The 11,932-nt window shown below is 50.3% G+C and carries 10 protein-coding genes; 2 read left to right on the top strand and 8 right to left on the bottom strand.

The window, feature by feature from the left end; all coding sequences use genetic code 11:
* Positions 1-418 precede the first annotated feature (418 nt).
* A complete protein-coding gene (locus AC5JLB_RS09505) occupies positions 419-3,547 on the top strand; it encodes a hypothetical protein (RefSeq protein ID WP_495873589.1) in 3,129 nt (1,042 codons plus the stop codon).
* A gap of 25 nt (positions 3,548-3,572) precedes the next feature.
* Here AC5JLB_RS09505 and surE read toward each other — a convergent pair whose 3' ends face one another.
* Complete coding sequence (gene surE / locus AC5JLB_RS09510; protein ID WP_495873590.1) at positions 3,573-4,376, bottom strand: 5'/3'-nucleotidase SurE; 804 nt, start codon at positions 4,374-4,376, stop codon at positions 3,573-3,575.
* Between the two features lie 32 nt (positions 4,377-4,408).
* On the opposite strand from surE, the gene pheS reads away from it, so the two are divergent.
* Positions 4,409-5,410, top strand: a complete 1,002-nt coding sequence (pheS, locus tag AC5JLB_RS09515; protein ID WP_495873591.1) for a phenylalanine--tRNA ligase subunit alpha — start codon at positions 4,409-4,411, stop codon at positions 5,408-5,410.
* A gap of 46 nt (positions 5,411-5,456) precedes the next feature.
* Here the strand turns inward: pheS and AC5JLB_RS09520 are convergent, their stop codons facing one another.
* From AC5JLB_RS09520 to AC5JLB_RS09550, 7 genes are all read right to left on the bottom strand, one after another.
* Positions 5,457-6,368 carry an alpha/beta fold hydrolase gene (locus AC5JLB_RS09520; RefSeq protein ID WP_495873592.1) on the bottom strand — a complete coding sequence of 304 codons (912 nt, stop codon included), beginning with the start codon at positions 6,366-6,368 and terminating at the stop codon, positions 5,457-5,459.
* A gap of 208 nt (positions 6,369-6,576) precedes the next feature.
* Positions 6,577-6,927 carry a DUF1815 family protein gene (locus AC5JLB_RS09525; protein ID WP_495694848.1) on the bottom strand — a complete coding sequence of 117 codons (351 nt, stop codon included), beginning with the start codon at positions 6,925-6,927 and terminating at the stop codon, positions 6,577-6,579.
* A gap of 435 nt (positions 6,928-7,362) precedes the next feature.
* Entirely contained in the window at positions 7,363-7,575 is a 213-nt protein-coding gene (locus AC5JLB_RS09530; protein ID WP_495873593.1) for a DUF2839 domain-containing protein, read from the bottom strand.
* A 74-nt stretch (positions 7,576-7,649) separates the two neighbouring features.
* Complete coding sequence (locus AC5JLB_RS09535; RefSeq protein ID WP_495873594.1) at positions 7,650-9,197, bottom strand: ATP-dependent DNA helicase; 1,548 nt, start codon at positions 9,195-9,197, stop codon at positions 7,650-7,652.
* A 138-nt stretch (positions 9,198-9,335) separates the two neighbouring features.
* Positions 9,336-10,112, bottom strand: coding sequence for a hypothetical protein (locus tag AC5JLB_RS09540; RefSeq protein WP_495873595.1), 777 nt, complete (start codon positions 10,110-10,112; stop codon positions 9,336-9,338).
* A gap of 174 nt (positions 10,113-10,286) precedes the next feature.
* Entirely contained in the window at positions 10,287-10,889 is a 603-nt protein-coding gene (locus AC5JLB_RS09545; RefSeq protein WP_495873596.1) for a DUF1517 domain-containing protein, read from the bottom strand.
* Between the two features lie 142 nt (positions 10,890-11,031).
* On the bottom strand, positions 11,032-11,829 hold the full coding sequence (locus AC5JLB_RS09550; RefSeq protein WP_495873597.1) for a hypothetical protein: 798 nt from the start codon (positions 11,827-11,829) through the stop codon (positions 11,032-11,034).
* Positions 11,830-11,932: the final 103 nt, after the last annotated feature.

Raw genomic sequence — 11,932 nt, forward strand, 5'->3', positions numbered from 1 at the left:
GGGGTGCTAATTAGTGATTAAAGTAGCGTTTAGCTAACCTTGTCAAAGAAAATTGGGAGCAAAATTGTAAGTCTCAAGGTCTTAAAGTGGCTAATCTTAGTGTTGTTCTTGTACACTTCTGTCTGGTGGACGATGTGTAGTAGCAAAAAACACCCCAAATCTTCGGAGTCATCTTTTCAATATGAAATTATAATTCTGCATAACAATTAAAAAGGCATGCCATTGAAAAGGCCGCAAGAGTGAAAAACTACTTCACCAATGCGACGGCTTGTGCTTACCATAGCAAAGAAAAGATTGCGAAAAACATAAAGTCAGCGTAAAAGCATCGACGTAAACCTAAGGTGTACCGATAGGCACCGATATCGAGCAGAGTCCAGCCCCGAAGGAACCGTAGCCGTCAGTCGAATAGAGCAACTTGATGTTAAATCCCCCTGAGTCTAAGCTATCTGTGTCCGACCCGATTCGCCGTCAGCCGTCGTTGATGCAGTGGCTCTACCGAGTCGCTGGAGTGCCTAACGTTCTGATTCAAGTTCGCACACGCGGCAACAATTTGTACATTCTTTACGAAGCGAAAGAATGTCCTAGTCAGTCTACGGTTTTGGCTCAAATGGTGCAAGCCTTAGCAGAGACTGAGCTACAGATTTTACTTCCAGCCGATCAGCCAACGGTGTATCAAGTCGTTCTCTACGGACGCGCTCAGAACGAATCGCGCCCTCAGTGGGCAGAGGTGATTTATCTCGATCAGATCGAGCGGTATCTAGAAAAACTCCAAGAGGCTCAAGCCCAACGCCGCCCGATCGCGCTCGACTCGTCGATGATCGTGTCGAATTTTAGTTTAGCGAAACAGGGGCACTCTGCTGCGATCGCGCGGTATCTCAGCGAAGCCTTTAGTAACTTAGGCGTCGCCGTTCGTGCCAATGTCAAGTCTGTTGTGCTGCCCGAAGACGCCAAGCTACCCGAAATCGTGAATCTGTCTTCGGTTTTTACCAGTTCTCAATCGCTCACTCCCAAAGCATTGCTGAACCGCTTGTGGGTGCTGTGCGAGTCCGCCTATAGCCCTGATCCATCGCTGATGGCAGAGCCAATCGCCCAAAAACTGCGGGATCTCGAACTGAATGGATTCCGCGATGCCATCGTCTTTAGCCAAGTCCGGGGAGAAGCAGAACCCGATTGGACGCTGAGAGTCGATCTGACGCCGCCCAATGAGATGCTGAAAGAATGGGCGCGTTGGGGCGATGTTGAAGCGCTGACTCGTTTGTTTAATCGAGTTTTCTTTGAGCAGAGCATTCAGGTTTCTGTGGACTTGCTGGACATTACGCTGCATATTTCTTGCCAGGGGAAATGTGTACCCGACAAGCCGCGCGTGTTGGCGACCCTGCTGCCGCTTTTAGAGACGATCGCGCCTCAAGGCATTCACTGTGCTACGGTCTACGGCATCGGCGACGAAACCGGAGACCACGCCGACGAAGATCCTACCTCGCTTGCGCCAGCTTGGGTTGAGTGGATCAATTTACCTGCTGCTGAGCATCCAGCGCTCGCCGATTCGACTTCGGCATTGGCGAAACAAGGCGATCTCAGCGCGATCGCCTTTCAACTGACGCGCCTGCTCAATCCAGATCTAGATGTACAGTTAGCAACTGGCGGCATTCGGCTTCAGCTGCGTCAACGGGATGAGTTGATGCACATCATGACCGACGCGCCGATCTGCCCACCTCAGAACACGGTCACGACTACGGTTGTTGACTTGCTCAAATCTTTAGAATTGCCAGAACTGCAAGGGGCGCGAATTCATGGACGCCGTGCAGGGCAATCGCGCCCCTTGTGGAGTTACGGAGTAGATTTCGTCCGGAGCGATTCTTCTGTCGCACTTCGCGCCAATCGTCTTGTTCCTGAAGCGACGCCCGAATTTGCCGCATCTGATGCCTATGTCGGCGATTTGCTCAGCAAAGATCCGGAAACGTTGACTGTCAGACCCGATTTGAGTGGAGATAATCCGGTCTTTCGTCATCGAGTTGTTGATGCCTTGCAACGATTGCTGGTGCGATCGCAGCTCTTCATGCTAGAGACGCCGACCGCTTTGGCGGCATATGAGAAGCCAAAATCCATTCTGAGTCATGAACGCAAAGTTGCAATCGTCTGGGGAACCTTGGGACTACTGCTGACCTTGCAATCCGATTGGGTGCTAGGGCAACTCGTAAAATCCCAAGCTCAAGCGCCACCAGAACCCTCACCAACGCTTCCGGTTGCTTCACCGACGCTCCCGGTTGCCTCACCATCAAGTCCGTCGCAGCCATTAAATTTACCGCAAGTCTCTTTGCAGAAGTCCTCTGGGTTTAGCGGCGAGCAGGGGGCAAGTCCCTCTGGCTTTACCCAAGATGGACAAACAGAATTAGCCACCCCGAGCGAGTCACCCACCCCGACAGAGAGCGCTCCCAGAGCGCTGCTAGCGTCTCCTCTAAGGCCCAAAGCGGCTGTTGATCCCGCGCGATCGCCCTATCCTACGTTCAACGCCAGTCAACTCAACGAAAAACTCGTGCTGTATCGTCAGTATGTTTCCCAGTTCGGTGCGCCCGATATTTTGATTGTGGGCAGTTCTAGAGCGATGAGAGGCATTGATCCCGTCATCCTTCAGCAGACGCTGGCAACGCAAGGGTATCCAAATTTAAAGATCTTTAACTTTGGCGTGAACGGGGCAACCGCGCAGGTGATCGATCTAATTGTGCGGCGGATCTTGCCCTCTGAGAAAATGCCGAAACTGATCTTAGTGGGTGATGGTTCACGAGCCTTTAACGGCGGCAAAGCCGATGCGACGTTCAATGCGATCGCGTCTTCGCCGGGTTTCAAGAAGCTTCCCGATGCGTCAACGGCTTCGGTTACGGTCGCAACGACGCCCACCGAAGCCTTTACCAAACCTCTAGAAACGATTTCTCAGACTAATTCCGTTGTGGCTGATAGCTATCAAGCGGTGAACAATCAGCTCAATGGGGTGTTGAGTAACCTTTCAACGCTTTATGTTCACCGAGAAAAACTGATTACGTTCTTGCAGGCTGGGTTGAAAGGTCGCTTGAGTCAGCCCTCGGCAGACGGCGAAGAGACGATCATTTCAGACGGACAAGGGCTGATTGATATCAACGGATTCTTGCCGCTCTCGGTTCGGTTTAACCCAGCGACTTACTATCAAAAGTATTCGCGAGTTCCAGGTAACAGCGACGCAGATTACGCTAATTTCTCGTTAGAGGGGCAGCAGTTTGAGGCACTAAAGTCGCTGGCCGCCTTTACGCGATCGCAAAAAATTCCCCTCGTCTTTGTCAATTTGCCACTCACTGAAGCGCATCTCGATCCGTTCCGTCGGGAGCGCGAACAGCAGTTTCAGCAAAAAATGCTGCAAGTGTCAGGGGAATTAGGCTTCACCTACCGCGACCTGTTGGATAACTGGAAAACTGAGAATGACCTCTTCTCCGATCCCAGTCATCTCAACCGCTACGGGGCTTATGTTGTATCTCAACATCTGGCTAAAGACCCGCTGATCCCCTGGGTAAAGCGATAGAAGAAAGTTACTCTCGCTTGCCCACCTACCAAAGCTGAGAAAGCCCCAGCGTCCACTCCTGAGCCATTTTCACACCCGAAGGTGAGGTGAGATTGTAGTGCAGGGGCGTAATGGTGATGTAGTTTTCCCGAATCGCTTCAACGTCAGTCGGTGCAGTATCGGTTACATCAGGATCTTCAACATCTTCAAGCAACTCGCCTGCCAACCAGTAATAGGTTTTGCCTCTTGGATCAACCCGCTTCTCAAATACATCAACATAGCGACGGACACCTTGCCGAGTAACGATCGCCCCGCGAATTTGATCCCGCTCGACTGGAGGCACATTGACATTGAGCAACGTCAACGTCAAGGGATGTTTTGCAAGCTGTTGCACTAACGCGCAAGCAAAATCGGCGGCAGGCTGGAAGTCACGAGAGGAAAAGCTCGTGAGACTGAGCGCCACGCTAGGAAATCCCTCGATTAGCCCTTCCATCGCGGCGGATACGGTTCCTGAGTACAGCACGTCTGTTCCTAAATTGGCTCCGTGATTAATTCCAGATAAGACTAGTTCGGGCGGTTCATCCAACAGGGCCCAAATTGCTAGCTTCACGCAGTCTGATGGCGTGCCCGAACATGCCCAAACCTGAACCGAGGGATGAAAAAGTGATTCGATTTTTTCGGCTCGAATCGGCTGATGCAACGTCAGTCCATGCCCGGTAGCAGACCGTTCGCGATCAGGGCAGACTACCGTTACCTGATGTCCCGCTTCGGCTAGGGTATTTGCCAAAGTCCGAATCCCCAGCGCATAAACACCGTCATCGTTGCTGATCAGGAGTCTCATTGAATCCATTACACTGATATAGACAAACGCACTTTCTTAGTATGACTGCTCAGACGATCGAACTCGAAGCGCAATTAGACGCAATCCGGCAAGAAGCTCAAGCCGCGATCGCGACCGCTATCTCTCTTGACCAACTCGAACAACTGCGCGTGAAGTATATGGGCAAGAAGGGCCCCATTCCGCAAGTGCTAGGCGGTATGGGAAAGCTCGATCCGGCTGAGCGTCCCCGGATTGGGGCACGTGCCAACGAGGTAAAAGAAGCAATTCAAGCCGACCTCGATCGCAAGAAAACCGATCTGCAAACGGCCGCGATTCAGGCGCAGCTTGAGGCAGAAACCCTGGATGTGACGATGCCAGGAGTGTATCGATCGCAGGGCAGAATCCATCCGCTCAACGGCACGATCGATCAAGTACTCGATATTTTCGTGGGCTTGGGCTACACCGTGGCCGAAGGTCCCGAGATGGAGACCGACTACTATAACTTCGAGGCGCTGAATTTTTTGCCTGACCATCCCGCTCGGGATATGCAAGACACGCTTTATTTGCCGGATGGAAACCTGCTGAGAACTCATACTTCGACCGTGCAGATTCGCTACATGGAGACGAACGATCCTCCAATTCGAGTCGCGGTTCCGGGTCGCGTTTATCGTCGCGATACCGTCGATGCCACTCACTCTGCTGTATTTAACCAGATTGAAATTTTAGCGATCGACGAAGGCATTACCTTCACCGATCTAAAAGGCACCATCAAAGTGTTCTTGCAAGAACTATTTGGCGATGTTGAAATTCGCTTCCGTCCTAGCTTTTTCCCGTTCACAGAACCCTCGGCTGAGGTAGATGTGCAATGGAAAGGGCGGTGGCTAGAGATTTTGGGCTGCGGAATGGTTGATCCCAATGTATTGAAAGCCGTTGGTTATGATCCTGAAATCTACACCGGATTTGCCGCCGGGTTTGGAGTTGAACGGCTGGCAATGGTATTGCATCAAATTGACGACATTCGTAGGCTCTACAACAGCGATCTGAGGTTTTTGAAGCAATTCTAGATGTAAAAATATTTATGTCGTAAATTTCTATGTTGTAGATGGAAGTTTAGTCAATGGCTGATTCCCAATCAGGACTCCGTAAAAACGTTAATAGTTCTCGGTTTACGGTTTGCGGAGCTTCTTGTTGGATCCAGTGTCCACAGTGGGGAATTAGCTTTAATTTGAACGGAGCCACAATCAGTTGATCTAGTCCTTCTGTTAGTTTGTGGCTTAAGAGAGGATCTTCGTCTCCCCACAAAACAAGAGTTGGGACTGCGATCGGGTCAGGCGATCGCCATAGATCTCGAACCCAATTAAGCGGCAGAAAAAGCTGACGATAGTGATTTAGCGCCGCCGCAATCACACCTGGCTTGCTGAATGCTGCCTGATAAATTTGAGCATTCTCCTCAGAGAACTCGCCTTTACGAATGGCATAGTCTTGGAACATTCTGCGAATAAACGATCGCAAATTGAGTTGAATCAGCCACTCCGGTACTCCAGGCACTTGAAAGGCTAAAACGTGCCAACTCCGGCGCAATTGATCCAAGTTGCTCAGCATCTCTTGGGCGAACCGCTGCGGATGCGGGGCGCTCAAGAGCGCCAACCGGTTAAGGTGCTGAGGAAACTTCTGAGCCAGGTTCCACGCGATCGCGCCTCCCCAATCGTGCCCTACAACATGAGCGCGGCTATAACCCAAATTCTCTATTAGGCTGCGAATATCTGCGGTTAGCGTATCGAGATCGTAGCCCTGCGTTGGCTTTTCAGAGTCGTTGTAGCCGCGTAAGTCAGGAACAACAACCTTGTAGTGGCGAGCTAACGCTGGAATCTGATAGCGCCAAGAATACCAAAACTCAGGAAACCCGTGCAGCAAAAGAACAAGTTCGCCATCACCCTGAGTGACATAGTGTAGACGAATCCGGTTTGCTTCAATGAAATGATGCTGCCACTGAGATTCAGAATGAGATTCAGAAACGGTCATAGCGAAAAGCTAACAGCCCCTAATGTACTTAAACTGTCGTACATCCTTGCAAAAGGTTAGGCCGCATAAATCAAAACTCCGCTTTTCAGCTTATCACCGAACTACTACGTTCTAACCGACCATCACTGGAATGCCAAAGCTGAAGAGTGCTGTTACCCAACGCACTATGTAACTTAGTCAGAGAGCTAGCCGCCTGCAATGGGTCGAACTAGCGCAAGCTTTCCGCTGGAAGGGCTGGACGGTAGTCTGAAGGTTTAATTTGAAATTTGACCAAATTCGCGAGTTCTTGAAGCTGGCTAATGGCTTCCGCCCCTTCTAATTTCATTAACTCACGGTCATCTCGCATTTCTGTCCACGTGATTCCATAATCAGAGACCAGAAAGCGGATTAAATGGTTGTTGTCCAAGCTCACCATAAAAGATGCGCTGTTCATTTGACCACCGCAGGTATAGCAAGATGCAAGATACCCTCGGTTTTCCAGTACAGTCGCCAATGCTTGGAGATTCATGACCAAGTCTTGAACGAATTGTCGGTGTTGTTCAGCAAGTCTTAAGAACACGGGGATCTATCCTCCAATCACCACACTAAATTCTAAACCTTATCTTAAGATTTTAACGGCAGATTTTTTGATATTGACAGATACACCTTTAAGAAGGCAGATTTCGACAGATAGGTTAGAAAAAATACCCTAACTTCCCCGCTATGCTAACGAACAAAGGGAGGAATCTAAAGTAGCGATCGCAACAAGTCAACGAAACCTCTTGAAACTTGACGGTTCTTACCGTTTCGTAATGTGTTTTCTCGGAGAGAAACGGCTGGAACGTTGAAATAGATTGCTATTTGACTAATCCTATACATAGCACGATAGTCACTGAATCTGGAGAAGTCCCTCATCATATAGGCAGATTTGACAGGAAAACTACGGGATCACGAAAAAAAAGAGCGCTATGTAGACGCTCTTAATATATAGGTAATAAGTAGAGCTAATTAAACTCTAGTTAACTGTCCACCAACCGACAGTTGGACCAATAAATCGAATCGTTAGCCAAGCCCCAACCAGAAGAATAATGCCCGTCCAAGCTCCGGTTGTGGTGATCTTAGTAAATCGGTCGGCTTGAGTTTTCGTAAACGGTAGCCAAGGTGCGATATTTGGCTCTTTGCCATATTTTTCGCCCAGCGTTTCTTTGCGACGTTTTGCTTCTCCCACGGTGTAATTCTCCGTTGTTGCTATCTGCGATCGTAGGGTTCTTTTCGATCATAGCGCCTCAAGTGGAGCGACCGTTAATCTTCCCAAGGATGAGTGGGAGCAGGTGTGAAAAGGCTGGAGTCTAAGTAACTCGTTCGAGCGAGGGGGCTAAGAGCCGCCAGAACTTGAGTTCCATAGGTGCGGTGAATGACGCGAGTATCTAGTAAGGCAACGATGCCTTGGCAGTCGCGAACTGGGGCAACCGCGCGTTGCAACTCGCTCAAAGCGTCAGGCAGAAGGTAGAGACGGAACCAATCTTGGCGCAGTTGTTTGTAGTGGGCGACTCGTCCTGCTACGAGGGGATGTTCTAGCGATGGAATCGGCAGAGTTGCGATCGCTAGAACATGAGGCGCAGGCAAAACACTCTGATGCGCCCGCCAAAACTCCCAGCCCGCAATCAAAATGCCGTTGTCATCTAAACAAGTGCGCTCGACTTGGACTCTAGAACCAAATTCTGACGCCAAGATCGAGCCAACTTGAGCTTTGAGCGGGGTATCACCAATCAAAATCACCGATAGTCCCTGAACGGACGTGCTTGCTGTGAGCAGCGATCGCAGTTCCCGTAAGATTGCCTCTTGAAACTGGGGGGTGTTTGGCATCGGAATGCCTTCAGGCTGATAGAGCTGAATCACATCATCCTGACGATCAAGGGCAAATTTTAGACAGGTGAGGTCGTCGGTTAAGCCGATGCGATCGCGGTAAATGGTCGCTTCAGGCTCTAGATCTAAGGCTCCACCAATTAAAACAGTCGGCTGCTGAGACCAGATTGGTTTTAGGGCTGACGCAATTTCAACCGGAGCGCAATGCAGCAAAAATTGTCCTGACTGACGTGCAATTGTTGTCCAAACCAGTTCGTCCTTAAGCTCCAGCCGCTCAAAAAAGGTTCTCCAGCTTGGAGGGAGAGGGTTTAGGTCAGTGGGAGTTGGGTGTAGAGTGCGTTGGAGGGTTTGAAGAATTTCCCGTTCTGGCTGCTCAATGAGATAGCACTCGTAGGGATTGGCGGGATGTTGAAAAATAGTTCGCGTGAGTTGAATTCTCACGTCTCGGATGGTTTCTTGATGGCTAGGACAGGCTAGCATCAGCGCTTCCCAATCGGCGGCATTAAGATGAGTCGTGAGGCGTTCCCGCGTCCAAGTTTCGAGATCATCAACGCCATCGATAATCGTCGGGATGCCAGCCGGAAATCTGCCTTGATGATGGATGCGATCACTGAGCCATGCTTCTGGCGTCGTCAGAACAATGCCTTGATAGTCAGGAGCGATCCAGCGATCGCTCGTCTGAATCGGCTTTGGGTGACTTATCCATTGCCGTAAACGAGGAATTTCTACTAGCAAAATTCGCTGCTGCACCTGTTCTGAGGCAACCACAATCACAGGTTCTTGCCACATCAAGATTGGAACTAGGTAGCTCAGTCGGTAGCGCCCGTGATAGCCAGATGGCGCACCTGTTTGAATTAATGCACTCCGACCCAAACGCAGCGCACGCGCCACTAGACGAGCCATCGTTAGATGGTGCGCCCAATAGGGTTCGCCTTGCTCCCTTAAAAAAGCGCGGAGTTGCTGATGGACTTCTACCTCAATCACAGGGCTGCACTCACTGCGTACTAAGAGACCATTCTGACACACCTAAAAAAAGGAAAAAGGTAAAAGCGAGCAAGAAAACTTGCGTCTTTTACCTTTCATTCCCATTAGAGTGAGCCAAACTTTAAGGCGATCGCGATACTAGCGTCTTCTACCACCTACACGCGAGCGTCCACTGCCAAAGGAGCTAGGACGATTGATCCGAGACGGCGTAGAGCCAGTAGAACGGCGTAGTGTGCTAGAGCCATACCCCGACCCAGAGGGGCGTCCATAGGTCGTGGATGGGCGTCGCACAGTTGGATTGCTATAACCTGGAGAGCTGATGCGACCCGTTGAACGGAACACTTGCCGATTCCGTTCAACCGCAGGCGGAGCGTTGTAGCGCTGTTGATAGCGATTCACCGCCTGACCGTAGCTGCTGCCATAGCCACCAAATCCACTAAGCGGAACTCCTGGCTGATAAACCGGTGGCATATAGTACTGCGGACGGAAAAGCAGGCTACCAATCGCTTGACCTGCTAGTGCACCAGCAAACGGAGACCAAAAACTTGGTTCTTGGCGCACAACAACGGTTTCATTCTGCCCCGTCTGAGGATTGGTCTGCTGCTGAGTCACATTATGGACATACTCAATCTTAAAGTCTTCAGGAATGTGCAGCGACTGCTGATTGTTCTCGACTTTCAAGTAGGCTTTCTGCCCCGCTTTGACTTCCTCGTCCGTGAGACGAGCCATTTGCAGGTTCTCAGTTCTTAAGGTTGAAGGAGCGCCAGCAGGCGTATTCAGTAAAGTGATGTCATATTGCCCCGTCCCATCGTCAAATCTGGCTTGCTGAACAGGGTACTGTCCATTAGGCATCTGGGTTTGAGCACGGCTGGTCGCTACCGGATTGGATGTATTCGATGGGCGAGAATCCCCCAAAGAAGGGCCGCCACACCCAACAGTTGTCAAACATAGTGCTGCGGACATCGAGAGAGCTAAAAATTTTCGTAACATGGATCGAACGATCTTCATAAGAACGGTATGGGCTAATAACTCAGGCGTACATTCAGTATCCTAGCGAGCAAGATAAAACTCTTTCTACTGAATCTGGGTCTAAAGCGGAATCAATTCTGGAAAGAACTCTAACAGTTGATCAGAATCAAGCTCATCACCCAATCGAGAGGGAGAGAAGTGGACTTGAATAGCCCGCAAGCGATCGCTGTAGTGAAGATTGATGATTTCTTTAAGTCCTGCTTCGAGCGCTCTGATGCTGGCTAAATCGGTTTCTAACGCTGGCACTTCGCCCTCGGCAGCGATCGTAATCATGACGATCAAATTCTGAGTAATGGGTAGAGATAACGAGGCATCGACATCGTCTCTATCATCTAACTCAACGCCGCTCATATAGCGCTGAGCAGAATCGGTGAACAATTCGTTCACATAATCTCCAGCTTCCCCTTCATTCCAAATAACGTCCCCTTCATTGGCAGCCGACCGCCAGTAGGTTTGGTACTGCAATAGTCCTTGACAGATTTCGACTAGCCCTTCTCCTAAAACAGACAAGTCGCCGTCTGACTCGACCGCTTGACTTGCCGCCTCGTTCAGAACTCCCAGAAAGGGAGCAACCTCTTTCCCAGCTAGATGGATAAAGATCCGACAGACCGCAAAGCGAGTTTTGCCACTGAATTGATTGAAGCGATCGCGCCACGAAGCCATGAGTTTAAACCCGTGTTGCTACATATTTCCCCACTCTATCGAGATTGAACTCAAAAGGGGTCTGTCGTAAGGTCAGATTTCCCTACTTGAATTTTATTAATTTGCCATCTACGTAAAATGACGCCATTTTGTGTGCGTAACTTTACGGCACAGATGAAATCGGAACATTCCGAAAAACGTTCGTGCCAGGGATGCGAACATCAACTCGTTCTAAGTCTGCGGGAACGCGAAACGCCAGCGTTGCCTCGGTCGATTCGCCGGGACGCAGACGCTCTAGCGAAATTGGCTCATCCCCCGCCGTCTGAAAGTCTACGACTGGAAAGGATCGGTTGGTTCGGGTGTTGAGCGCGATCGCATCGCCTAAAAGAATGTTGTCTCCTCCCTCAGCTGAAGGGGGTGATCCTGTAGAACGGCTCGCTCGCTCAAATCGGACTCGCAAATTTACAAGATTTGCGGGTTCCGCCGTCCGCTCAGCAGAAAGAATCTCGACTTGCCCATTTCCTTCTAAGGTAGCCTGAACAAACTTACCGGGTTCAATGGTTTGAGCTTGAGATGGTACGCTTTGACGCACCCGTTCTACAAAAGAGCCGCTCTGAGTAGAATTGCTCGGAGTTGATCCTCCCCCAGTTCCAGCAAACGAATTGGTAACGGCGCTGCTTGTGGGCGAACGAACGCCCTCAACCTGACGCCGCATATTTGCCATCTGAAGCAGAGCAAAGCCGCTCAAGAAGAAGGCAAAAACCGATAAGACCAAGGCTAAACCTGATGCAATATCATTCAGCGTGCCACCCGAAGATCGAGGGGCAGATTGTACCTGTCTGACTCGGTCAGCGCCTGATGGATCAGAATTAGGCTCCTCAAGAGTGATGGGATTGGCTGTCCGAAGCTCCGGAGGGGTTCGCTTAGCGAAGTCCGTTGCATCGTGTCGTTCTTCTACCATAGAGATCACCTTGGAGAGACTACTATACCTTCGATCGTATTCAATGAATTCTGGATTACAGTCCTCTCTTAAGGGGGATTTAAAGTGTGAACTATTATTCTGC

This window comes from Myxacorys chilensis (genome assembly GCF_059505265.1).

Excerpts from the sequence above, each read along its gene's own strand:
- AC5JLB_RS09505 (WP_495873589.1), top strand. The coding sequence starts at position 419 with ATGTTAAATCCCCCTGAGTCTAAGCTATCTGTGTCCGACCCGATTCGC.
- surE (WP_495873590.1), bottom strand. The coding sequence starts at position 4,376 with ATGGATTCAATGAGACTCCTGATCAGCAACGATGACGGTGTTTATGCG.
- pheS (WP_495873591.1), top strand. The coding sequence starts at position 4,409 with ATGACTGCTCAGACGATCGAACTCGAAGCGCAATTAGACGCAATCCGG.
- AC5JLB_RS09520 (WP_495873592.1), bottom strand. The coding sequence starts at position 6,368 with ATGACCGTTTCTGAATCTCATTCTGAATCTCAGTGGCAGCATCATTTC.
- AC5JLB_RS09545 (WP_495873596.1), bottom strand. The coding sequence starts at position 10,889 with ATGGCTTCGTGGCGCGATCGCTTCAATCAATTCAGTGGCAAAACTCGC.
- AC5JLB_RS09550 (WP_495873597.1), bottom strand. The coding sequence starts at position 11,829 with ATGGTAGAAGAACGACACGATGCAACGGACTTCGCTAAGCGAACCCCT.